The following is a 23,255-nucleotide window of genomic DNA, read 5'->3' as shown; positions in this document are numbered from 1 at the left end:
AGCCCGCCTCGCACTCGGCGGGCGGCATTTTTGGAGAGCCTACCATGTTCGGCATTGCGGATTACGGCGCGTTCGTCGCCGCGGTTGTGTTGTTTCTGGCCATTCCCGGGCCGGGCAACCTCGCGCTCATTACTTCGACAGCCAAAGGAGGGGTGCGCGGCGGCTTGGAGGCCACCGTGGGCGTCATTGCGGGCGATCAGGTGCTGATGTGGATGGCCGTGGCCGGCGTTGCGGCGCTGCTTGCGGCTTGGCCGATGGCCTTTGCAGCGCTCCAATGGGCCGGAGCGGGCTACCTCGCCTGGCTGGGCTGGAAGATGCTGACCGCGAAGCGGGGCGCCAAGCCTGTGCTGCAGATCGAGCCGCGACATTACTTTCGGCAGGCCGCCGGCATCACCTTGCTCAACCCCAAGGCCATCGTGTTCTACATGGCTTTTTTCCCGCTTTTCGTCGATCCGGCCCGGCATCAGGGCTTGCCGACTTTTGCCGTGATGGCCGCAACCATCGCTGGCTTGACCTTTCTCTACGGCACCAGCGTGGTGCTGCTCGTGCACTTCCTCGCGGCGCGGCTGCGAGAGACGCCGGTGATCGGGCGCGCGCTGGAGAAGCTCGCCGGCCTGTTCCTGATTGGCTTCGGCGTAAAGCTGGCCTTGTCGAAGTAAACGAGGCGTCTGCATGTCGAAGATTTTCTGCATCGCGAACCAGAAGGGCGGGGTGGGCAAGACCACCACCACCGTGAACCTGGCCGCCGGTCTGGCCCAGGTCGGCCAGCGCGTGCTCATGGTCGATCTGGACCCTCAGGGCAATGCCACCATGGGCTCGGGCGTGGACAAGCGCGGCCTCACGCTGTCGGTCTATGACGTGCTGCTCGAATCCTCGAGCGTGCGCGAAGCGGCACAGCGCGCCCCGGCGGGCGGCTACGACGTGCTCGGCGCGAACCGCGAGCTTGCCGGCGCCGAGGTCGAACTCGTCGCGCTCGCGCAGCGCGAACGCCGCCTCAAGGCCGCGCTTGCGCAGGTGGCGCCAGACTACGACTTCGTGCTCATCGACTGCCCGCCGTCGCTGGGCCTGCTCACGCTCAACGGCCTGTGCGCTGCGCACGGCGTGATCGTCCCGATGCAGTGCGAATACTTCGCGCTCGAAGGCCTCAGCGACCTGGTCAACACCATCAAACAGGTGCACGCCAAGCTCAACCCCGACCTGCAAATCATCGGCCTGCTGCGCGTGATGTTCGACCCGCGCATCACCTTGCAGCAGCAGGTGAGCGAGCAGCTCAAGGGGCATTTCGGCGACAAGGTGTTCGACACCGTGATCCCGCGCAACGTGCGCCTGGCCGAGGCGCCGAGCTACGGCCAGCCCGGCGTGGTGTTCGACCCCGCGGCCAAGGGCAGCCAGGCGTTCGTCGAATTTGCGCGCGAAATGGTGGCGCGCGTGCCACGGCTGTGAATCGTTGCACCGCCGGACAGTTCCCAAACATACAAGCCAAATCGGTCATGAGCCATTGCGCATCCATCACAAGCAGCTATTGAAAATGAAGCAATCACCGCAGGTCCTGCTGCTGCCGGGCTGGCAAGGCTCGGGGGACGACCACTGGCAAAGCCACTGGGAGCGGCGCTACGGCTACCAGCGCGTGCAGCAGCACGACTGGCAGCGTCCCTTGCGCGGCGACTGGACGGCGCGGCTCGAAGAATGCGTGCTCGATGCGTCCGCGTCCGCGCCGATAGTTTTGGTCGCGCACAGCCTGGGCTGCATCCTCACCGCATGGTGGGCCGCACACTCGCGCCACACGGCGCGCGTGCAGGCGGCGCTGCTCGTCGCGCCCGCCGACGTGGAGCAGCCTGAGTTGGCGGCGCAGCTGCCCGGCTGGGCGCCGATGGCGCGCAAGCCATTGCCTTTCACCACCTGGCTCGTGGCCAGCCGCGACGACCCGTATTGCAGCTTTGCGCGCGCGCAGGCGCTCGCGGCCGACTGGGGGGCGCGCCTGATCGACCACGGCGCCTGCGGCCACATCAACGCCGAATCCGGGCTGGGCGACTGGCCCGCGGGCAAGGCCTTGCTCGACTCTTTACTGGCAATCTGAACAACGATCTTCACCATGGTCACGAAAAAACCCAAAGGACTGGGCCGCGGCCTCGAGGCGCTGCTGGGCCCCGCGCTCGGCGACGCGCCCGCAGAGGCCGCCGGCCAGCCCGCGAGCCTGCCGCTGGCTGCGCTGCTGCCCGGCATCTACCAGCCGCGCACGCGCATGGACGAAGGCGCGCTCTACGAACTGGCCGAGAGCATCCGCGCGCAGGGCGTGATGCAGCCCGTGCTCGTGCGCCCGCTGGCCGACGCGCGCGCGCAGGAGCGCCTTGCCGCGCAGCGCCGCGCCGCAAGCGCGGCAGACACGGCCGCCAATGCAGGGCAGGGCGATGCCGCGCAGCTGGTCGAGGCGGAGGCTTCTTATCCCGGCCCCTGGTACGAAATCATCGCGGGCGAGCGGCGCGTGCGTGCGTCGCGCATCGCGGGGCTGGACGCCGTGCCCGTGCTCGTGCGCGACGTGCCCGACGAGGCCGCGGCGGTGATGGCGCTGATCGAAAACATCCAGCGCGAAGACCTGAACCCGCTCGAAGAAGCGCAGGGCCTCGCGCGCCTGGTGAGCGAATTCGGCCTCACGCACGAGCAGGCCGCGCAGGCCGTGGGGCGCTCGCGCAGCGCTGCGAGCAATCTGCTGCGCCTGCTCAACCTCGCCGAGCCCGTGCAAACCCTGCTCATGGCCGGTGACATCGACATGGGCCACGCGCGTGCGCTGCTCGCGCTCGACCGCGCCACGCAAATCACCGCCGGCCACGAGATCGCCGCAAAAAAACTCTCTGTGCGCGAGGCCGAGGCGCTCGTGAAAAAGCTCGCTACCGCCGCCGACGCCACCCCGGCCGCAACGCGCGCGCCGCAAAAATCGAGCGACTGGTTGCACGTGGAACAGGAGCTGTCCGACCTGCTCATGGCCACGGTGACGATACGCCTCAAAAAACGCGCCGCAGGCGAACTCGCGATCTCCTTCGGCTCGCTCGACGCGCTCGACGGCTTGATAGAGCGCCTGCGCGGCGGGCAGGGTTGACCCGCAAGCCGTAGCGCTCCACTCCGCGCCCAACCGCCGTGCATCCCCGTTTCTCCGGAGCCATCTGATCCATGCTGCTGCGCCTGCTCCCCTGGCCTCTGCCGGCGCTGCTCAGCTGGCTCGCCGCATGGCTGCTGTTCACGCAGCTGCAGCGCTGGATGGCGCCCACGCCAGCGCTGCTTGCTGCGTGTGCGCTCGGCGTGCTGGCGAGCGTGCTGGGCAGCAACTGGTGGCGGCGCGCGCTCATCGCCGTGGGCTTTCCGTTCGCGCTCGCACTCAGCGGGGCGCTCGCGTTTGCCCCCTGGGCCTGGCTGCTGCCGCTGGGCGCTTTGCTGCTCGTCTATCCGCTGCACGCCTGGCGCGACGCGCCGCTGTTTCCCACGCCTGCCGACGCACTCCTGCAGCTGCCCACGCACGTGCCGTTAGAACCCGGCGCCGCCGTACTCGACGCCGGCTGCGGCCTGGGCCATGGCCTGTGGGCGCTTGCGCAAGCCTACCCCTTGGCGCGCATCCACGGCATAGAGCGCAGCCGCTTGCTGCACGCGCTGTGCGCACGCCGCAACCCCTGGGCGCGCGTGCTGCGCGGCGACATGTGGCAGGCCGATTGGGGCGCGTACCAGCTCGTCTATCTGTTCCAGCGTCCCGAATCCATGGCCCGCGCCGCCGCCAAGGCCCAGACCGAAATGGCGCCCGGCAGCTGGCTCGTGAGCCTGGACTTCCCGATTCCCGCAATTCAACCCAGCGCGCGCTTGCGCACTGCGGGTGGGCGCATTCTGTGGATTTACCGCTTGCCGTTGCGGCCTGCGACGTGAGCGATGGGTGAGCGCAGGAGGGATCCGCTGCTGGTCAAAGCGCAGAGGAAATTTCTTCAGGAGTTATATCGGCTTGGCGCAATATGCCCGACAAAGTGCCAATTTTGATCTCTGCATGCAAAGGCACGACACAACCCTTGGCCCCACGACGCATGATGACGTGGCTGCCAGACTGGCGCACTTTTTCAAAACCAAGCCGCTCCAGAGCGCGCACGAGGGCAAGGCCTGAAACACGTGGCAACTTAGGCATGTTCGGCCACGCTGAATGTGGTGATCAGCGGATGGCCTTTCAGCTCCATTGGGAATTCGGTCAAATAGAGCGCCGTAGCCTCGCGCAGGTTGGCGATGGCTTCTTCAACCGTTTCACCTTGCGTGGTCGTGCCAGTCTCCGGGTTCAAGGCGACGTAGCCACCTTCTTCAGCGGGGGTCAGGATAGCTGTGAGTTCCATGGGGGGCTTCTCCAGGCGCAAAAGTGCATTGTCTCTTACCGGCACTCGTGTGCCCACCGCTGCGGCGTCCAAACCATCACTGAGACACCCAGCGAGCGCCACGAGGCCTGCAGCCCACAAGCCCAAGCCCGACCTTACCGATACTGCCGCAAATACTTCCACTCGAACGCCCGCTTGGCCCAGTGCATGAGGCGCAGCGGGGGCAGCACGATGTTGCGCTCGGGTGTGCGCCAGACCAGCGTGCCGTGGCTCAGCGCATCGATGATGCACGCGAGCTCGACCCTGAAGCTGGCGGTCTGCGGCGCGCCGCGCAGGCCCGCGAGCAGGTTTTGCGCGGCGGCTGCCGCTTGCAGGTCGGCCATGTGCGCCTGCTTGGGCATCCAGTCGGGGCCCGGAAAGCTGCCCGAGTCGCCCACCACGTAGCAGTACTCCCAGCCGGGCACGCGGCACTGCGCGTCGGCCTGGATCAGCCCGCCGGGCGAGCGCGGCAGCGTGGTCTGGTCGAACCAGGCGTTGCCCGTCATGCCCGGCATGAACAGGATCAGGTCGGCGGCGATCGCGCCGCCCTCGGTCAGCACCTGCTGCGGCTCGAAGCCGCGCAGCTTGTGGCCCAGGTGCGTGCGTATGCCGCGTGCAGCCATCATCGCGAGCAGGCGCGGCACGGCCTTGCCGCCCAGGCGGTTGCCCGGCTCGGTCGAAGGGTTGAAGAACACGAGCTCGAACTGTGCGCGCCGGCCCTCGCGCCGCAGCTGCGTGTCGATGCCGAACAGGTACTCGAACATCGGCCCGCCGCGCATCGCGCTGGGCTCGTTCGGGTTGCCGGCAAAGCCCACCGCGATGGTGCCGCCGCGCATCGCACGCAGGCGCTCGCGCACCTGTTCGGCTGCGGCGATGCCTTCGCAGGGCGTGATCACGTGCTCGATGCCCGGCAGCTTTTTGATGAAGCGCCCGCCCGTCGCGATCACGAGTGCATCGTTGGTCACGTCGCCCGCGCTCGTGTGCACCACGCGCCCGCCGTCCTGCAGCCCCGTCACCTCGGCGGCCACGTGCTGCACGCCCATGCGCGCAAAAAAGCGCTGCAGCGGCACCACCAACTGCTCGCGCCGGCGCAGCCCGCTCGGAATCCAGATGCTGCCCGGCAGGTAATGCAGCTCGGCGCGCGGTGCCACCAGCGTGATGCGCGCCTGCGGCGCAAGCCGGCGCAGCGCCCGCACCGTGGAAAGCGCGCCAAAGCCCGCGCCGAGAATGCAGATCGAAGGAGGCTGGGTCATGGTAAAAATGTTGAGTTCATTGGGATATTACGTTGCAAATATCCTCATGCTGGGAATCACAATCAGTGAGCGCACGCTCGACCGCCGCTTGCGCGCGCTGCGTGGGCAAGGGCGGCCGGCAGCATGGTTGGGCCGATCCTTCGTCTTCCAGGGCTTCACTGTGGACTCCTCTCAACGAACAGGCGGCCGGTTTCGCTCACGGCGTGGACGCGATGGCGTTGTTGAGTGTGCTCCATAGTGGCTGGGTGTAAGGCACCATGTCCTCACGGAAGTACCACCAGAAGTACCCGCCCACATAGTTGGCGACCGGCGGTTTGAGCGCGTAATAGCGCTGCAGGTAGGCGGCCTTGGTCAGCGCATTGCTGGTACCCACTTCGCCAAAGCCCAGTTTCGAGTTGGGGAACATGGCTGAGAGCTTGGCAAATACCGCATTCCAGTCGGGGTTGAGCTTATTGCAATCCTCTTCATAGTAGCTCACCAGCACGTAGTCCAGCCCCCGTTTCATGCGATCGGGGATGTTGGATTGCGCCCAGGTAAACATCTCATTGCTTGGGTTGGACCAGCAATCCTGGTTGTAATACAGCGTCAGCGCCGCGGTGCGGCCCTGGCTCTTGGCGATATCGTAGGCGCCGCTCATTTTGGCTACCACGTCGACATTTTTGCCAAGCCATTCACCGTTGATTTCGTTGCCGATTTCCCAGATGTCCACCACGTCGCCCAGCGCCGAGAGGTATTCGCTGGTGCGGTCCAGGTAGCCTTGCACGCTCACGGTGTTCATGTATTGCGAGTCCAGGATTTCGCCCATCACATAGCTGACCTGGTGGATGGCCACCGCGGCCTGGCGGTAGCTGCTGGCAGGTTGAAATTCATCGAACACGATGCGTGCAGTGGGCGTGTGCGAGAGTTTCGAGAGCGCCTCAGTGATCGAAGGAAGGCCACTTACGTCATCTACCGTGACGCCATAAAGAGGTAGCGGAACGGTGCGTCCAGCACCCGTGGAAGGCGCTGGATTCGCCGCCGCAGGGCTGCCGGAGCCGCCGCCTCCGCAAGCGCTTAAAGTGCTCGCTCCGATAAGCAGCAAGAGCGTGCGCAACGCTCCGAGGAGTGGCGGCCTGCATGGCCTTTGTCGGCCCCGACCGGCTGACTGCGAGGGCGACCCAAGTGCCCAGAGCGGTGGCGCTGAGTGGGAATGCGCTGAAAGTAGAGGCATATCGGTATCCCGAACTTCGGTGGAGAATTATCAACCCAAGGCACAAACGCCAATGGCCTGCGCCGTCGCGCGCAGCTGGCAAAGGCGCTCGACGGTTGCCCCCGTCACCCACCTCCCCGCTCCCCCCGTCGCCGAAATTCTGCGGGCGATTGCCCGGTCCAGGCGCGGAAGGCGCGGATGAAGCTTTTTTCGTTCGCAAAGCCCGCCGCGGCGGCGACTTGTTTGATCGGGCGGCGGCTGCGGTGCAGCAGTTCCAGCGCGCGGGCGCGGCGTACTTCGTCTTTGAGGGCTTGCAGTGTCGCACCTTCTTCTTTGAGTTGGCGGTGCAGCGTGCGTGGCGAGATGTGCAGCAGCTCGGCGAGTGATTCGGCGCTGTGCATGGGCAGCGGCGCTGGCATGGGTGCTGCTGGCTGGCCCGCGGGCGCGGCGCTGATTGGGCTCGGCAAAGGGGCGGGCGCGCCGAGCAACTGGCGCACGCGCTGCACCAGCAGGCGGTCGCGCCGGTATTGCCGCACGGTGAGCGGCAGCGCGTGCTGCAGCATCTGGCACAGCGCGGCCTCGTCGCGGCGCAGCGGCAAGGCGAGGTAGCGCGCGTCGAAGTGCAGCGCGGTGCGTTCGGCGTCGAACGCCACGGGGCCCGGAAAGAGCACGCTGTAGGTGTCGGCGTGCGGCGGTGCGGCATAGGCAAACTGCGCACCCAGCAGCGGGATGCGCGAATCGATGGTCCAACAGGCAAGGCCGTGGATGTTGCGCAGCACCGAGACCAGACAAAACTCGCGCAGCGCGGCGGGGATGCCGCGGCCACTTTCGCGGCCGTTTTCGGTGATGCCGAGCGTGGCCACGGCGCCGTCCGTGTGCAGCGCCAGCGTGATGTCATCGGTCAACAGGCCGTGGTGGCGGCACCAGCGGCGCAGCGCCACGTCCAGGCTCGCGGCGCCGTTGCTCGCGCGCGCGAGCATGCCGTAGCTGCCCCAGGGCAGGCGCCGGCTGAACCAGCCAAGCGCCTCGTCGTCGAGCTCGCGCATCGCGGCTTCGGAGATGCGCTCCATCTGCCAGGCGGTGATGCGCGCGCCGTCGCACTCCAGCAGTTCAGGCGCGATCTGTGCCTGCGCGAGCGCTTTGGCGGGGCTCAGGCCGCGCTGCGCGTAGGCCAGCGCGATCGCGCGCACGAAGGCGATGGGCGTGGCGGCCACGGGGGCTTGGGCTAGGAGCCTGTCGGACTTTGGAATCGTCGGCTGCGAATGCGCCGCAGCGACCCATTTTTTACCGTCTTCTTGCCCCATAGTCCCGCTATGGGGCGGCGAATCCGGCAAAAACTGGTCACGCTGGGGCACCTTCTCGCTTTCGACGCCCAAAGTCCGACAGGCTCCTAGGCCGCGGACGCGCGGGGAAGGCTCGTCGGCGGTGGAAACCGAGGCCGCAGCGGGGGCGTGGGTCTGGCCGGAGTGGGGCGGGCGCATGGCGTGGCTGGCATGGCACGATTTGCAACCATTGTGGCACATGGGGTGCACGCAGGCGTTCTATGCTCGCCTTGCCTGTTCGGGCCGGTTGGTCGTTCGTTCGTTTTGGTCTTTTGGTGTTTGCGGCCCGCGCGTTTTTTTCGGAGACATTCCATGCCTGCAAGTTCTGCCACCCCTACGCCCCTCACAGCCTGCATCGCGCGCGGCGCGACCGACGTGCCCTTGATCGAGCAAACCATAGGCGCGCTGTTCGACGCCGTGACCGCGCGCCAGCCCGATCATGAGGCGCTGGTCAGCGTGCACCAGCGCCGCCGCTACACCTACCGCGAGCTGCAGACCGAGGCGCGACGCCTCGCGAGCGCCCTGCTCGGGCTGGGCCTGCAGCCGGGTGACCGCGTGGGCATCTGGTCGCACAACAACGTCGAGTGGACGCTGACGCAGCTCGCCACCAACATGGTGGGCATGATTCTCGTGAACATCAACCCGGCTTACCGCACTGCCGAGGTCGAATACGCGCTCAACAAGGTGGGCTGCAAGGCGCTCGTGACCATGGCGCGCTTCAAGACCAGCGACTACCTGGGCATGCTGCGCGAGCTCGCGCCCGAGTGGGCGCACGGCGAGCCCGGCCGCCTCGAGGCGCAGCAGCTGCCACACCTGCACACCGTGGTGTGGATAGACGCGCCGCACCAACAAGCCGTGCACGAGCCCGGCATGCTGCGTTTTTCAGAGCTGCTTGCGCTCGGTGATGCTGGCGATACGCGCGTTTCGGCCATAGGTGCGCAGCTGCGCGCGACGGAGCCGATCAACATCCAGTTCACGAGCGGTACCACGGGCTTTCCGAAGGGCGCGACGCTGACGCACCGCAACATCTTGAACAACGGCTTTTTCGTGGGCGAGTGCATGCGCCTCACGCCTGCCGACCGGCTGTGCGTGCCCGTGCCGCTGTACCACTGCTTCGGCATGGTGATGGGCAACCTCGCCGCATTCACGCACGGCGCGACGGTGGTCTATCCGAACGACGCCTTCGAGCCGCTCACGGTGCTGCAGACCGTGCAGGACGAAAAATGCACCGTGCTGCACGGCGTGCCGACCATGTTCATCGCCGAGCTCGACCACCCGCGCTTTGCCGAGTTCGACCTCTCCACGCTGCGCACCGGCATCATGGCGGGCTCGCCCTGCCCCACGGCGGTGATGCAGCGCGTGGTGCGCGACATGCACATGGAGCAGGTCACCATCGCCTACGGCATGACCGAGGCCAGCCCCGTGAGCTGCCAGAGCAGTGTCGATACGCCGCTGGATAAGCGCGTGGCCACCGTGGGCCAGGTGCAGCCGCACCTGGAGGTGAAGATCATCGACCCCGACACCGGCGCCATCGTGCCGCCAGGCCAGTCGGGCGAGTTGTGCACGCGCGGCTATTCGGTCATGCACGGCTACTGGGACGACCCCGAGAAAACCCGCGAAGCCATAGACGCCGAGGGCTGGATGCACACGGGCGACCTCGCCACCATGGACGCCGAGGGCTACGTGAACATCGTCGGGCGCATCAAGGACATGGTGATCCGTGGCGGCGAGAACGTTTACCCGCGCGAGATCGAGGAATTCCTCTACCGCATGCCGCAGGTGCAGGACGTGCAGGTGGTGGGCGTGCCCGACCCCAAATACGGCGAAGAGCTGTGCGCCTGGATCGTGCTCAAGCCCGGCCAGACGCTCAGCGAGGACGAGGTGCGCGCGTTCTGCAAAGGGCAGATCGCGCATTACAAGGTGCCGCGCTACATTCGTTTCGTGTCCGAGTTTCCGATGACGGTGACGGGCAAGATCCAGAAATTCAAGATCCGCGAGGCCATGGCGCAGCAGCTCGGGCTGCAAGAGGCCCGCACAGCCTGATAAAGAAAGCAGCCATGAGCATCCTCGATACCCAACTCAACCCGCGCTCGGCCGAATTCCAGGCCAACGCCGCGGCCATGCGCCAGCTGGTGCAGGACTTGCAGGCGCAAGTCGCCAAAGTCGCCGAGGGCGGCGGCGAGGCCGCGCGCAAGAAGCACACCGACCGCGGCAAGCTGCTGCCGCGCGAGCGCGTGCAGATGCTGCTCGATGCGGGCACGCCGTTTCTGGAGCTGTCGCCGCTCGCGGCGCTCAATGTTTACAACAACGAGGCGCCCGGCGCCGGCCTGATCGCGGGCATTGGGCGCGTGAGCGGCATCGACTGCATGATCGTGTGCAACGACGCCACCGTCAAAGGCGGGACCTACTACCCGCTCACCGTGAAAAAGCACCTGCGCGCGCAAGAGATCGCGCAGCAAAACCGCCTGCCCTGCATCTACCTGGTCGATTCGGGCGGCGCCAACCTGCCCAACCAGGACGAGGTCTTCCCCGACCGCGACCACTTCGGCCGCATCTTCTACAACCAGGCGAACATGAGTGCGCAGGGCATCGCGCAGATCGCCGTGGTCATGGGCTCGTGCACCGCGGGCGGCGCCTACATGCCCGCGATGAGCGACGAATCCATCATCGTGAAGAACCAGGGCACCATCTTCCTGGGCGGCCCGCCGCTCGTGAAGGCGGCCACGGGCGAGGTGGTGAGCGCCGAAGACCTGGGCGGTGGCGACGTGCACACGCGCCTGTCGGGCGTGGCCGACCACCTCGCGCAAAACGACCTGCATGCGCTGCAATTGGCGCGCAACGCGGTGCGCAATTTGAACCAGAAAAAGGCCCCATGGCCCGCCGACATTGCGCCGCAAGCTCCTAAATTCGATGCGCAGGAGCTCTACGGCGTGATCCCCACCGACACGCGCAAGCCTTTCGACGTGCGCGAGATCATCGCGCGCATCGTCGACGGCAGCGTGTTCGACGAGTTCAAGGCGCGTTTCGGCACCACGCTGGTGTGCGGCTTTGCGCACATCGAGGGCATGGCCGTGGGCATCGTCGCGAACAACGGCATTTTGTTTTCCGAGTCCGCGGTGAAGGGCGCGCACTTCATCGAACTGTGCTGCCAGCGCAAGATACCGCTCGTGTTTTTGCAGAACATCACGGGCTTCATGGTCGGGCGCAAGTACGAAAACGAAGGCATCGCGCGCCACGGCGCCAAGCTCGTCACGGCGGTGGCCACGGCGGCCGTGCCCAAGTTCACGATCATCATCGGCGGCTCTTTCGGCGCGGGCAACTACGGCATGTGCGGGCGCGCGTACAGCCCACGCTTTTTGTGGATGTGGCCGAACGCGCGCATCAGCGTGATGGGCGGCGAGCAGGCCGCGAGCGTGCTGGCCACCGTCAAGCGCGACGGCCTCGAAGCCAAGGGCGGCAGCTGGAGCAAAGAGGAAGAAGAAGCCTTCAAAGCCCCGATCCGCCAGCAGTACGAGGTGCAGGGCCACCCCTACTACGCCACCGCGCGCCTGTGGGACGACGGCATCATCGACCCGGCCGACACGCGCCGCGTGCTCGCCCTGGGGCTTGCCGCGACGCGCAACGCGCCCATCGGCGAAACCAAGTTTGGCGTGTTTCGCATGTGATGTGTATGATTTGACTAATTTATACACACAGGAGCGATAACCATGCGCACCAACATCGACATCGACGACGAACTCATGGCGCGTGCCATGGAGGCGGGCGGCTTCAAGACCAAGCGCGAGGCCGTGGAAGAAGGGCTGCGCCTGATCGCGCGGCGCAAGGTGTATGAGGGTTTGCTGGCTTTGCGCGGGCAGTTGCATTGGGACGACTCCGATGAGGGCTGGGCGCAATACCGCAAAGAACTCGAGGCCGCTGGGGCACTCGGAACGCTCGAAGGCGCACCAGGCCACAGCGTGCAGGAGCCGCAAGGGCCTTGGAGCTCGACCTCTGCCGACAGCCAGTCGGATGTGAAAAAAGACGAGCAGAAGCAAGGCGGTGCTACGTGATCCTGGTCGATTCGAGCGTCTGGATCGACTTTTTCATGGGCGCCCAGAATCCGGCCACGCGCCAGCTCGTGCGCCTGCTTTCGGACAGGGCTTTTACGCTGGGCAGTGCCGACCTGGTGATCTACGAGGTGATGCGTGGATTTCGCCCGGGCAAGCTCATGCGCGAAGCCCAGTCGCTGCTGACGGCCTTGCCGCAGGTGAGTCTCGGCGGCCTGGACAACGCGCTCGAGGCTGCGACGCACTACCGCGCCTTGCGCGCCCTGGGCCACACCATCCGCAGCCCCATCGACGTGCTGCTCGCAAGCTACTGCATCACGCACGGCCACCTGCTGCTGCATCGCGACGGCGACTTTGACGTGCCAGTGTGCTGCTCCGCAAATAGCTGTACGAAATGAAATCGATGGATTCGCGTTCAGGGCAAGGCGCAAACCGCAGCGATAGCCGCAGCTATCGCGAGGATTTGCAACGCCGCCCTGAGTGCGAAGGCGCGATTTCATGTGCAGTTATTTGCGGGGCAGCACACTAGCAACCTTGCGCGGGCTGCGCGTGTGGCGACACTGAAGCTTTGAGAACCATTTTGGAAATGACACCATGTTTGAAAAAATCCTGATCGCCAACCGCGGCGTTCGCGCGCAGCGCGGGCTTGCCAAATTGCCTGGCACGCGCAGCGTGCAGCAGGCGATGAGCCGCGGAGGTCGCCATGTTTGAAAAAATCCTGATCGCCAACCGCGGAGAGATCGCCTGCCGCGTCGCCGCCACGGCGCGCCGCATGGGCGTGAAGACCGTCGCCGTGTATTCGGACGCCGACGCGCGCGCGCGGCACGTGGCTGTGTGCGATGAAGCCGTGCACATCGGCGCCAGCGCGCCCAAAGACAGCTACCTGCGCTGGGAGCGCATCATCGAGGCGGCCAAGGCCACGGGCGCGCAGGCCATCCACCCGGGCTACGGCTTTTTGAGCGAGAACGAGGCCTTCGCGCAGGCCTGCGCCGATGCGGGGCTGGTGTTCATCGGCCCTTCGCCCGCGGCGATCAAGGCCATGGGGCTCAAGGCCGGCTCCAAGCAGCTCATGGAAAAGGCCGGCGTGCCGCTCGTGCCCGGCTACCACGGCGCCGATCAGGACCCGGCGCTGCTGCGCGCCGAGGCCGAGCGCATCGGCTACCCCGTGCTCATCAAGGCGAGCGCGGGCGGCGGCGGCAAGGGCATGCGCGTGGTGCAAAAGGCCGAGGATTTTGCCGCGGCGCTTGCGTCGTGCCAGCGCGAGGCGCGCAGCAGCTTCGGCGACGACGCGGTGCTGATCGAAAAATACGTGCAGCGCCCGCGCCACATCGAAATCCAGGTGTTTGGCGACACGCTGGGCAACTATGTCTATCTGTTCGAGCGCGACTGCTCGGTGCAGCGCCGCCACCAGAAGGTGCTCGAAGAAGCGCCCGCACCCGGCATGACGCCCGAGCTGCGCGCGCGCATGGGCCTGGCTGCCGTGGCCGCGGCGCGCGCCGTGCAGTACGTGGGCGCGGGCACGGTGGAGTTCATCGTCGAGCAGCCCGGCGGCTACGCGCACCCCGAGCAGATGCAGTTCTACTTCATGGAAATGAACACGCGCCTGCAGGTCGAGCACCCGGTGACCGAGGCCATCACGGGGCAAGATTTGGTCGAGTGGCAGCTGCGCGTGGCCGCGGGCGAGCCGCTGCCCTGCCGCCAGGAAGACCTGCGCATCCAGGGTCACGCGATCGAGGCGCGCATCTGCGCCGAAAACCCCGACAACGACTTCCTGCCCGCCACGGGTGCGCTGCAGGTGCTGCGCCTGCCTGCGTGCACGCAGTTCGAGCCGGCGCCCGCGCGCGGCCCCGCGGCCGGCGTGCGCGTGGACGCGGGCGTGCGCGAGGGCGACGCGATCAGCCCGTTTTACGACTCCATGGTCGCCAAGCTCATCGTGCACGGCGAGACGCGCGAAGAAGCGCTGGCGCGGCTGGATGTGGCGCTCGCGCAGACGCACATCGTGGGTCTGACGACGAACGTGCAGTTTTTGCGCCGTGTGGCGCGCAGCGCGGCGTTTGCCAAGGCGCAGCTCGACACCGCGCTGATCGAGCGCGAGCGCGCCGCGCTGTTCGGCCAGGAGCCGCTGGGCCTGCCGCTGGCCGTGGCCGCGGCCGTGGCAAACACCTTGCACTGCGAGCGCGCGCATGAAGACGCCGACCCCTTCAGCCGCCGCGACGGCTGGTGCACGCACGGGCTGTACGAGCGGCGCTTTGCGTTCGAGTTCGGCGGCAGACCCGCGCGCGCGCAGCTGCGCTATCTGCACGATGGCGCCTTGCACCTGCGCGTGCAGGGGGCGCAGGCGGGCGGCGACGCGGGCGCGGATGCTGCGGGCGCGGGCGGCAACCCCGCCGCCGAGCTGCCCGAAGTCGCGGCCGGCACGCTGGAATTTGCGCCCTTCGAGGATGCGTCCGGCACGCTGGAGCTGCAGTTCGCGGGCGAGCGCCTGCGCGTGAACGTGTACCTGCGCGGCGAAGTCGCGCACATCTTCAGCGCACGCGGCGCAACGCAGATCACCGCGCTCGACCTGCTCGCGCTCGCCGGCGAGGACGCGAGCGAAGGCGGGCGCCTGAGCGCGCCCATGCCGGGCAAGGTGGTGTCGTTTGCGGTGCAGCCCGGCGAGCGCGTGCGCAAGGGCCAGCCGCTCGCGGTGATGGAAGCCATGAAGATGGAGCACACCATCGCCGCGCCCATGGACGGCGTGGTGCAGGAGCTGCTCTACGCCCCCGGCGACCAGGTGGCCGAGGGCGACGAGCTGCTCAAGCTCGGCGCCTGAGCGCGCGCTTGCCGAGGTGCGGGCAGAGATTTTGAGGAATCTGCAATCAAAATAGTAGCTGCTAGTGCTTGATATTAGACGACTCGTGGCATATTTTGCAAGATGATTTCCGGTATCAAAACAAGAGCATTCCTTCCCCCTGAGGAGACACTGATGAGCCCCCCCGAGTTCCAGCCGCAAATCCCCCACTTCGCCGAGCGCGTGCGCAGCAACTTCGCGCGCCAGGGCGCGATGCGCACGCTGGGCGCGCGCCTCACGCACATCGCGCCGGGCGCGGTGGACATGGAGTTCGACTGGGCCGAGGGGCTCACGCAGCAGCACGGCTTCATCCATGCGGGCATGGTGTCGGCGGCGCTCGACTCGGCCTGCGGCTACGCGGGCTACACCTTGATGCCCGAAGAAGCGGCCGTGCTCACCGTCGAATTCAAGATCAACCTGCTTGCGCCCGCGCGCGGCGAGCGCTTTCGCATGCAGGGGCGCGTGCTCAAGCCCGGCCGCACCATCACCGTCTGCGAAGGCCGCGCGTATGCCAGCGCGAACGGGCACGAAAAGCTCTTTGCCACCATGAGCTGCACGCTGATGGCGCTGATCGGGCGCGAAGGCGTGCGCGACTGACCCTCTCCCCTCTTTTCCCTTTTTGCCTTTGACTTTTGCAAGGACTTTTGCCATGAGCACCACCCACCTCCCCGGCCTGGACTTCCAGCTCGGCGCAGACATCGACGCGCTGCGCCATGCCGTGCGCAGCTTTGCGCAGGCCGAGATCGCGCCGCGCGCCGCGCAGATCGACCGCAGCGACCAGTTCCCCATGGACTTGTGGCCCAAGCTGGGCGCGCTGGGCGTGCTCGGCATCACCGTGGCCGAGGAATACGGCGGCACGCACATGGGCTACCTCGCGCACATGGTGTCCATGGAAGAAATCTCGCGCGCGAGCGCCTCGGTGGGTCTGAGCTATGGCGCGCACAGCAACCTGTGCGTGAACCAGATTCACCGCAACGGCACCGCGGAGCAAAAGCAGAAATACCTGCCCAAGCTGGTTTCGGGCGAGCACGTGGGCGCGCTCGCCATGAGCGAGCCCGGCGCAGGCTCGGACGTCATGGGCATGAAGCTGCGCGCCGAAGACAAGGGCGGCTACTACCTGCTCAACGGCAGCAAGATGTGGATCACCAACGGCCCCGACGCCGACACGCTGGTGGTTTATGCCAAGACCGCCCCTGAACTTGGGCCGCGCGGCGTCACGGCGTTTCTGATCGAAAAGGGCATGAAGGGCTTTTCCGTGGCGCAAAAGCTCGACAAGCTCGGCATGCGCGGCAGCCACACGGGCGAGCTCGTGTTCGAGAACGTCGAAGTGCCCGCGGCCAACGTGCTCGGTGGCGTGAACAACGGCGCCAAGGTGCTCATGAGCGGCCTGGACTACGAGCGCGCCGTGCTCACGGGCGGCCCGCTCGGCATCATGCAGGCGGTGATGGACAACGTGATCCCCTACATCCACGAGCGCAAGCAGTTCGGCCAGAGCATCGGCGAATTCCAGCTCATCCAGGGCAAGGTGGCCGACTTGTACACCGTGCTGCAGGCCGCGCGCTCGTTCGCCTACACCGTGGCCAAGAACCTCGACCTGCTGGGCACAGACCACGTGCGCCAGGTGCGCAAGGACTGCGCGAGCGTGATCCTCTGGTGCGCCGAAAAAGCCACCTGGATGGCCGGCGAGGGCGTGCAGATCTTCGGCGGCAACGGCTACATCAACGACTACCCGCTCGGCAGGCTGTGGCGCGACGCCAAGCTCTACGAGATCGGCGCGGGCACGAGCGAAATCCGCCGCATGCTGATCGGGCGCGAGCTGTTTGCCGAAACCTGCTAACTTCGCGGGCTTTGCCACCACGACGGAACCCTTCATGACCACTGCCTCGATCGAAGAGCTTTTCGCCAACAACCGCACCTGGGCCGAGCGCATGGAGCACGAGCGGCCAGGCTTTTTCACGCGCCTGCTCGCGCAGCAGCAGCCCAGGTTCATGTGGATAGGCTGCTCCGACAGCCGCGTGCCCGCAAACCAGATTGCGGGGCTGGAGCCGGGCGAGGTGTTCGTGCACCGCAACGTCGCGAACGTGGTGGTGCACACTGACCTGAATTGCCTTTCGACCGTGCAGTACGCGGTCGATCAGCTGCGCGTGGAGCACCTCATGGTGGTAGGGCACTATGGCTGCGGCGGCGTGCGCGCGGCGCTCGACAGTACGCGCGTGGGCCTGGCCGACAACTGGCTGCGCCACGTGCAGGACGTGCGCGATCGTCACCGCGACGTGCTCGAAATGCTCCCCGCCGAATGGCGCTACGACGCGCTGTGCGAGCTCAACGCGATCACGCAGGTGCTGCACCTTGCGCAGACCACGGTGCTGCTCGACGCCTGGGCGCGCGGCCAGAAAGTCACCCTGCACGGCTGGTGCTACGGTTTGAAGGATGGACTCATTCACAACATGCACATGACCGTCGATGGCCCCCAAGGGCTGGATACGAGCTACCGCGCCGCCGTCGCGCGCGTGGCTTCCAAGCGGCGCGCGTGAACGCGCGCCGCAGCAGTAGCGCCGCGCGTGCGGCTACTGCGCAGGCGGCACAGGCTGCGTATGCAAGCCTTGCAGGGCAAGCCGCTATGCTTGCGGGCCAGCACTTTGCACCACGCACACCCGCCATGTTTCCGCAGCGTCTCGACTCCCCGCAGGCCTATGGCATCGCCAAGGCCATGATGGACGGCTTCAACCGCCACTACCGCCTCTTTCGTGCCGAATCGGCGCGCGCCAAGCACCGCTTCGAGACGGCCGACTGGCACGCGCAGCAGCGCGCGCAGCGCGAGCGCATCGAGTTTTACGACCTGCGCGTGCGCGAATGCGTGCACCGGCTCGAAAAAGAGTTCCACGCGAGCCGCCAGCCCATGGACGTGTGGCAGCAGGTCAAGCTGCACTACATCGGCTTGCTCGTAAACCACCACCAGCCCGAGCTGGCCGAGACCTTTTTCAATTCGGTCACCTGCAAGATCCTGCACCGCACGCATTTCCACAACGACTTCATCTTCGTGCGCCCGGCCGTCAGCACCGAATACATCGAAAACGACGAGCCCGAGGCGCTGCCGACTTACCGCGCCTACTACCCCGCGCCGGGCCAGCTGCACGACACCCTGCTGCGCATCATCGAGGACTTCGGCCTGCAGCGTCCCTTCGTCGATCTGCGCCGTGACACGGGCTACGTGCTTGCGGCCGTGCAGCAGCGCCTGGCGCAGGTCACGCTGCGCGCCAACTTCCAGCTGCAGGTGCTCAGCGGCCTGTTTTACCGCAACAAGGGCGCCTACGTGGTGGGCAAGATCATCAACGGCTACCTCGAGATTCCGTTCGCGCTGCCGCTGCTGCACGACGAGCGCGATGCCGCCGGACGGCTCGTGCTCGACACGGTGCTGTTCGGCGAGGAGGACTTGCAGATGCTGTTCAGCTTTGCGCGCGCCTACTTCATGGTCGATATGGAAGTGCCCAGCGCCTACGTGCAGTTTCTGCGCAGCCTCATGCCGCGCAAGCCGCGCGCCGAGATTTACAACGCGCTGGGCCTGGCCAAGCAGGGCAAGACGCTTTTTTACCGCGACTTTCTCTACCACCTCAAGCATTCGAGCGACAAGTTCCGCATCGCGCCCGGCATCAAGGGCATGGTCATGCTGGTGTTCGACCTGCCCAGCTTTCCCTACGTGTTCAAAGTCATCAAGGACTATTACCCGCCGCAGAAAGACACCACGCGCGAGCAGATCAAGGGCAAGTACCAGCTCGTCAAGCAGCACGACCGCGTGGGCCGCATGGCCGACACGCTCGAATACAGCGAGGTCGCGTTCCCGCGTGAGCGCTTCACCGACGAGCTCATCGCCGAGATCGAGCGCTTTGCCCCGAGCCAGCTCGAGATCAGCGACCGCGACGGCGACGGCCACCAGGAAGTCATCATCAAGCACCTGTATATAGAGCGGCGCATGATCCCGCTCAACATCTACCTGCAAGAAGCCTTCGACACGGGCCTGCAGGACGAGCGCACCCGCGCCAAGATGGAGCACGCGGTGATCGACTACGGCAACGCCATCAAAGACCTCGTGGCCGCCAACATTTTCCCCGGCGACATGCTGTGGAAAAATTTTGGTGTCACACGCAACGGCAAAGTCGTGTTCTACGATTACGACGAGATCGAATACCTCACCGACTGCAACTTCCGCCGCGTGCCCACGCCGCGCAACGAAGAGGAGGAAATGAGTGGCGAAGTCTGGTACCGCGTCGGCCCGCACGATGTGTTCCCTGAGACTTTCGGGCCTTTTTTGCTCGGCAACGACGCCGTGCGCGAAGTTTTCTTGCGCCACCATGCCGACCTGCTCGACGTGGCGTTCTGGCAGTCGCACAAGGAGCGCATCCAGGCCGGCCACGTCTATGATGTTTTCCCCTACGACCCCGAGCGGCGCTTTTGCCACCAGCACGCGGCCTAAATAGCCTGTGCGCGGCGCGTCGCCCCGCATCACCGCTTTTTCATCCACAGGAGCTTTCCATGACTGCATCCCTTCAAGACCCCGTCGTCATCGTCGGTGCTGCGCGCACCCCCATGGGCGCGCTGCAGGGCGACTTTGCCAGCCTCGCCGCGCACGACCTGGGCGGCGCCGCGATCCGCGCCGCCGTCGAGCGCGCGGGCGTGGCGCCCAGCGCCGTCGGCGAAGTGCTGTTCGGCAACTGCCTCATGGCCGGCCAGGGCCAGGCCCCGGCGCGCCAGGCCGCGTTCAAGGGCGGTCTGCCCAAGGAGACGGGCGCCGTCACCTTGTCCAAGATGTGCGGCTCGGCGATGAAGGCCGCAATGTTCGCGCACGACATGTTGCTCGCGGGCACGCACGAGGTCATGGTCGCCGGCGGCATGGAGAGCATGACCGGCGCGCCCTACCTGCTGCAAAAGGCGCGCAGCGGCTATCGCATAGGCCACGACCGCATCTTCGACCACATGATGCTCGACGGCCTCGAAGATGCCTACGAGCCCGGCCGCGCCATGGGAACCTTTGGTGAAGACTGCGCTGCCAAATACCAGTTCACACGCGCCGCGCAGGATGCCTTCGCCACCGAGAGCGTGCAGCGCGCCAAGGCCGCGACCGCATCGGGCGCCTTTGCGGCCGAGATCGTGCCCGTCACCGTGAAAGACCGCAGCGGCGAGCGCGTGGTCAGCATCGACGAGGGCCCGGGCAAGGTCAAGCTCGACAAAATTCCCACGCTCAAGCCCGCGTTCAAGAAAGACGGCACCATCACCGCGGCTTCGAGCTCCAGCATCAACGACGGCGCGGCCGCGCTCGTGCTGATGCGCCAATCGACGGCGCAAAAGCTCGGCTGCAAGCCGCTCGCGCGCATCGTGAGCCACGCCACGCACGCGCAGGCGCCCGAGTGGTTCACCACCGCCCCCGTCGATGCCTCGCGCAAGGCGCTCGCCAAGGCCGGATGGAGCGTGCAGGACGTGGACTTGTGGGAGGTCAACGAGGCGTTCGCCGTCGTGCCCATGGCGCTCATGAACGAGCTCGGCGTGGCGCACGACATCGTCAACGTCAACGGCGGCGCCTGCGCGCTCGGCCACCCGATTGGCGCGAGTGGCGCGCGCATCATGGTCACGCTGCTCTACGCGCTGCAGGCGGCTGGCAAAAAGCGCGGCCTCGCCACGCTGTGCATAGGCGGCGGCGAAGCCACGGCCGTCGCGCTCGAACTGGTCTGATATTCGCTCACGAAAAAATAGCTTCCTGCGCTTGATGCATCAGCGCAGGAAGCCTTTTTTGCCCAAAACCCGTGAGAGCGCATCACGGGCCGCTATTTCAGCAGCCCGGCCTTTTTGATCACGGAAGGGGCGCGGTGCGTGTGCGCCGTCAGCAAGGCCACGGCATCTTCCGCCTTGCGCGCGAGCACGGCCTCGAAAATCGCCCGGTGTTCTTCATGCACCTCGGCTGGCGGTGGGCCCTTGACCACGGATATGCGGCGATAGCGCTCGGACTGCTGGTACAGCAGGCGACGCGTCTTGAGCAGCCGCGCCGACTTGCACGCCCCCACCAGCGCCTCGTGGAACTGACGGTTGCAAGCCTCCCAGTCGTCAAAGGCACCGCGCGGGTCGGTGCGCAGGCGCTGTTCGGCGAGCGTCAGCTTGTGAAAGGTGCTCACGATTCCGGCTTCCCAGTCGTCCGTGCCTTGCGCCATGCTCTCGCGCAAAGCCTCGCATTCGAGCAGGATGCGCATGCGCGTCAGGTCTTCCAGGTCGGCCAGCGACATGGGTGCGACCCGAAAGCCACGCTGCCCCTGCGCCACCACCAACGAATCTGAAATGAGCAGCGCGAGCGCCTCGCGCAACGTGCCCGAGCTCACGTCGTAGTAGGACTTCAGGTGCTCGACGCGCAACTTCTCGCCCGGAGCCAGCCGCCCCTCGATGATGTCGCGCCGCAACTGGCGGTAAGTGGCCTCGATCAGCGTGCGCGGCTGGTCTTCCAGCTCCAGTTCTTCGATGGCATCGATGTCAGCGAGGTTCATGGCGTTGGCGTGGAGGGGGATAGGGGGAGAGCATGGACATCGCGTGCTCGGACGCACACAAACAGCGGCCCTGGATCGGCGACTGAGCGCTGTCTTACGAGTGCAAGCTTGTGACTACACGGTGCATTGTGCACGCAGGGGCGCACAGTCATGCGAGTGGCAGCGCAGCACGGCCAGGCAGGCGGCCCGCAAGCACACCTGAAGAAAAACCGGACTTTGTGCAGCTATTCTACGCAGCAAAATCTCGAGAAAACTAAGGGTTTTCACTAGCGCCCCTCTTCGATCAGATGGGTAAAAATATCAACATTAGTACCAAATCTCTGGTTCCGTCCCGCTGTGAGCGTGGCGCTCAGCCATTCATTCGACGTGCGACGGCCCTTTGTTCATCCTCCTGACACATCACTCCCCATGACGACCACTTCTCCCTCCCCCGAAATCGGCAAGAGCATCGTTGCAGCCGGGCTGCGCACCAACTACCACGACCTGGGCCAAGGGTTCCCGGTGCTGCTGATCCACGGCTCGGGCCCCGGCGTCAGCGCCTGGGCCAACTGGCGCCTGGTAATGCCCGTGTTGGCCAAAGAGCGCCGCGTGATCGCGCCCGACATGGCCGGCTTTGGCTTTACCGATCGCCCTGAGGGCGCCGTGTATTCGATGGACAACTGGGTGAAGCAGGCCGTGGGGCTGATGGACGCGCTGGGTCTGCCGCAGGTGGACTTGGTGGGCAATTCGTTTGGCGGCGCCCTGTCGCTGGCTTTGGCCATACGCCATCCACAGCGCGTGCGCCGGCTTGTGCTCATGGGCGCAGCCGGTGTGCCCTTCGAACTCACGCCCGCGCTCGACGCCGTTTGGGGCTACACCCCATCGTTTGAAAACATGCGCAAAGTGATGGATTGGTTCGCGCACGACCGCAACCTGGTCAGCGATGAGCTTGCGCGCCTGCGCTATGAGGCCAGCATCCAGCCCGGCTTTCAGGAGTCGTATGCGTCCATGTTCCCTGCACCGCGCCAGCGCTGGGTCGAAGCACTGGCCAGCAAGGAAGAAGACATCCGCGCGTTGCCGCACGAGGCACTGATCATTCATGGGCGCGAAGACCAGGTGATCCCGGTGAGCAACTCCATCCGCCTGTCGCAATGGATTTCGCGTTCGCAACTGCACGTGTTCGGCCGCTGTGGGCACTGGACGCAGATCGAACATGCCAGCCGCTTCGCGCAGTTGGTGGGCAACTTCCTCGCCGAGGCCGACGCCGCGTGAGCGCGGGTACGCAAGGACTGCAGCCATGAGCGCCAAGACAGCCCATCCCGCCACCGACGCTGCGGGCCAGCACTGGGTGCGCATCGAACAACGCGCGGCTGAGACTGCGCAAGAAACCGGCTATCTCTGCGCCGAAACCGAAACCCTGTTGCAGGGCATGGCGCGCACAGGCCGCAAAGGCATTCCCGTGGGTTGCCTGGGCGGCGGCTGCGGTGTCTGCAAGGTCAAGGTGAGCGCGGGCAGTGTGCGCCGCGTCGGGCCCATGAGTCGTGCGCATGTCAGCGTCGAAGAAGAAGCCCAAGGAATTTGTCTTGCCTGCCGCGTGGCACCGCTCGCGAACGTCGAGGTCGAGGTGCTGGGCAGGTTGAAAAAGGCCTTGGGGAAGGCCCCAGGGTTTTCGTGGAGTGCTGGCGTGGCAAAGCTCGGCGCGTCAGATTGTGCAACTGCAAATGTCAAGGAGACCTGAA

Annotated in this window: 23 protein-coding genes; 17 read left to right on the top strand and 6 right to left on the bottom strand. The window is 66.1% G+C overall.

Features of this window, described 5'->3' with window-relative positions:
- Positions 1 to 44: 44 nt before the first annotated feature.
- The 5 genes from PYV55_RS07970 to PYV55_RS07950 all read left to right on the top strand — a co-directional run bounded on the left by PYV55_RS07970 (position 45) and on the right by PYV55_RS07950 (position 3,906).
- The gene (locus PYV55_RS07970; RefSeq protein ID WP_275850153.1) at positions 45 to 659 is read left to right on the top strand and encodes a LysE family translocator; all 615 of its coding nucleotides are present in this window, start codon (positions 45 to 47) and stop codon (positions 657 to 659) included.
- A gap of 13 nt (positions 660 to 672) precedes the next feature.
- Entirely contained in the window at positions 673 to 1,443 is a 771-nt protein-coding gene (locus PYV55_RS07965; RefSeq protein WP_275850152.1) for a ParA family protein, read from the top strand.
- A gap of 85 nt (positions 1,444 to 1,528) precedes the next feature.
- The gene (locus PYV55_RS07960; RefSeq protein ID WP_275850151.1) at positions 1,529 to 2,077 is read left to right on the top strand and encodes an RBBP9/YdeN family alpha/beta hydrolase; all 549 of its coding nucleotides are present in this window, start codon (positions 1,529 to 1,531) and stop codon (positions 2,075 to 2,077) included.
- A 15-nt stretch (positions 2,078 to 2,092) separates the two neighbouring features.
- Positions 2,093 to 3,094 (top strand): ParB/RepB/Spo0J family partition protein, encoded by a 1,002-nt coding sequence (locus PYV55_RS07955; RefSeq protein WP_275850150.1) that lies wholly within the window; start codon positions 2,093 to 2,095, stop codon positions 3,092 to 3,094.
- Between the two features lie 71 nt (positions 3,095 to 3,165).
- Positions 3,166 to 3,906, top strand: coding sequence for a class I SAM-dependent methyltransferase (locus PYV55_RS07950; protein ID WP_275850149.1), 741 nt, complete (start codon positions 3,166 to 3,168; stop codon positions 3,904 to 3,906).
- Positions 3,907 to 3,940: 34 nt separating this feature from the next.
- On the opposite strand, the gene PYV55_RS07945 is transcribed toward PYV55_RS07950, so the two are convergent.
- From PYV55_RS07945 to PYV55_RS07925, 5 genes are all read right to left on the bottom strand, one after another.
- The gene (locus PYV55_RS07945; RefSeq protein WP_275850148.1) at positions 3,941 to 4,156 is read right to left on the bottom strand and encodes a type II toxin-antitoxin system HicA family toxin; all 216 of its coding nucleotides are present in this window, start codon (positions 4,154 to 4,156) and stop codon (positions 3,941 to 3,943) included.
- Positions 4,149 to 4,355, bottom strand: coding sequence for a hypothetical protein (locus PYV55_RS07940; protein WP_275850147.1), 207 nt, complete (start codon positions 4,353 to 4,355; stop codon positions 4,149 to 4,151). The genes PYV55_RS07945 and PYV55_RS07940 overlap by 8 nt, the downstream gene beginning before the upstream one ends.
- A 134-nt stretch (positions 4,356 to 4,489) precedes the next feature.
- Positions 4,490 to 5,626: an NAD(P)/FAD-dependent oxidoreductase gene (locus tag PYV55_RS07935; protein ID WP_275850146.1), complete on the bottom strand. Its 1,137-nt coding sequence runs from the start codon at positions 5,624 to 5,626 to the stop codon at positions 4,490 to 4,492.
- Between the two features lie 196 nt (positions 5,627 to 5,822).
- Positions 5,823 to 6,503: a hypothetical protein gene (locus PYV55_RS07930; RefSeq protein WP_275850145.1), complete on the bottom strand. Its 681-nt coding sequence runs from the start codon at positions 6,501 to 6,503 to the stop codon at positions 5,823 to 5,825.
- A gap of 437 nt (positions 6,504 to 6,940) precedes the next feature.
- The gene (locus PYV55_RS07925; RefSeq protein WP_407066783.1) at positions 6,941 to 8,119 is read right to left on the bottom strand and encodes an AraC family transcriptional regulator; all 1,179 of its coding nucleotides are present in this window, start codon (positions 8,117 to 8,119) and stop codon (positions 6,941 to 6,943) included.
- 330 nt (positions 8,120 to 8,449) lie between these two features.
- Between PYV55_RS07925 and PYV55_RS07920 the strand changes: the two genes are divergently transcribed.
- The 10 genes from PYV55_RS07920 to PYV55_RS07875 all read left to right on the top strand — a co-directional run bounded on the left by PYV55_RS07920 (position 8,450) and on the right by PYV55_RS07875 (position 20,737).
- Complete coding sequence (locus PYV55_RS07920; protein ID WP_275850143.1) at positions 8,450 to 10,180, top strand: AMP-binding protein; 1,731 nt, start codon at positions 8,450 to 8,452, stop codon at positions 10,178 to 10,180.
- Positions 10,181 to 10,194: 14 nt separating this feature from the next.
- Complete coding sequence (locus PYV55_RS07915) at positions 10,195 to 11,802, top strand: carboxyl transferase domain-containing protein (protein ID WP_275850142.1); 1,608 nt, start codon at positions 10,195 to 10,197, stop codon at positions 11,800 to 11,802.
- Positions 11,803 to 11,844: 42 nt separating this feature from the next.
- Positions 11,845 to 12,186: a type II toxin-antitoxin system VapB family antitoxin gene (locus PYV55_RS07910; RefSeq protein WP_275850141.1), complete on the top strand. Its 342-nt coding sequence runs from the start codon at positions 11,845 to 11,847 to the stop codon at positions 12,184 to 12,186.
- A complete protein-coding gene (gene vapC / locus PYV55_RS07905) occupies positions 12,183 to 12,581 on the top strand; it encodes a type II toxin-antitoxin system VapC family toxin (RefSeq protein WP_275850140.1) in 399 nt (132 codons plus the stop codon). Before PYV55_RS07910 ends, vapC begins: the two co-directional genes overlap by 4 nt.
- Before the next feature lie 305 nt (positions 12,582 to 12,886).
- Positions 12,887 to 14,995, top strand: a complete 2,109-nt coding sequence (locus PYV55_RS07900) for an acetyl-CoA carboxylase biotin carboxylase subunit (protein WP_275850139.1) — start codon at positions 12,887 to 12,889, stop codon at positions 14,993 to 14,995.
- Between the two features lie 153 nt (positions 14,996 to 15,148).
- Positions 15,149 to 15,610: a PaaI family thioesterase gene (locus PYV55_RS07895; protein WP_275850138.1), complete on the top strand. Its 462-nt coding sequence runs from the start codon at positions 15,149 to 15,151 to the stop codon at positions 15,608 to 15,610.
- Positions 15,611 to 15,662: 52 nt separating this feature from the next.
- A complete protein-coding gene (locus PYV55_RS07890) occupies positions 15,663 to 16,850 on the top strand; it encodes an isovaleryl-CoA dehydrogenase (protein WP_275850137.1) in 1,188 nt (395 codons plus the stop codon).
- Positions 16,851 to 16,884: 34 nt separating this feature from the next.
- On the top strand, positions 16,885 to 17,547 hold the full coding sequence (can, locus tag PYV55_RS07885; protein ID WP_275850136.1) for a carbonate dehydratase: 663 nt from the start codon (positions 16,885 to 16,887) through the stop codon (positions 17,545 to 17,547).
- A 125-nt stretch (positions 17,548 to 17,672) separates the two neighbouring features.
- A complete protein-coding gene (gene aceK / locus PYV55_RS07880) occupies positions 17,673 to 19,484 on the top strand; it encodes a bifunctional isocitrate dehydrogenase kinase/phosphatase (protein WP_275850135.1) in 1,812 nt (603 codons plus the stop codon).
- A 59-nt stretch (positions 19,485 to 19,543) separates the two neighbouring features.
- The gene (locus PYV55_RS07875; RefSeq protein ID WP_275850134.1) at positions 19,544 to 20,737 is read left to right on the top strand and encodes an acetyl-CoA C-acyltransferase; all 1,194 of its coding nucleotides are present in this window, start codon (positions 19,544 to 19,546) and stop codon (positions 20,735 to 20,737) included.
- 92 nt (positions 20,738 to 20,829) lie between these two features.
- Here the strand turns inward: PYV55_RS07875 and PYV55_RS07870 are convergent, their stop codons facing one another.
- Entirely contained in the window at positions 20,830 to 21,537 is a 708-nt protein-coding gene (locus PYV55_RS07870; RefSeq protein WP_275850133.1) for a GntR family transcriptional regulator, read from the bottom strand.
- A 408-nt stretch (positions 21,538 to 21,945) separates the two neighbouring features.
- On the opposite strand from PYV55_RS07870, the gene PYV55_RS07865 reads away from it, so the two are divergent.
- Together PYV55_RS07865 and PYV55_RS07860 are read left to right on the top strand one after the other, a co-directional pair.
- The gene (locus tag PYV55_RS07865; RefSeq protein WP_275850132.1) at positions 21,946 to 22,788 is read left to right on the top strand and encodes an alpha/beta fold hydrolase; all 843 of its coding nucleotides are present in this window, start codon (positions 21,946 to 21,948) and stop codon (positions 22,786 to 22,788) included.
- Positions 22,789 to 22,813: 25 nt separating this feature from the next.
- A complete protein-coding gene (locus PYV55_RS07860; protein WP_275850131.1) occupies positions 22,814 to 23,254 on the top strand; it encodes a 2Fe-2S iron-sulfur cluster-binding protein in 441 nt (146 codons plus the stop codon).
- Position 23,255 lies beyond the last annotated feature (1 nt).

This window comes from Extensimonas soli, assembly GCF_029211265.1.
In the GTDB taxonomy this organism is placed as follows: Bacteria; Pseudomonadota; Gammaproteobacteria; order Burkholderiales; family Burkholderiaceae_C; genus Extensimonas; species Extensimonas soli.
This window is presented reverse-complemented; position numbering and strand designations above follow the sequence as displayed.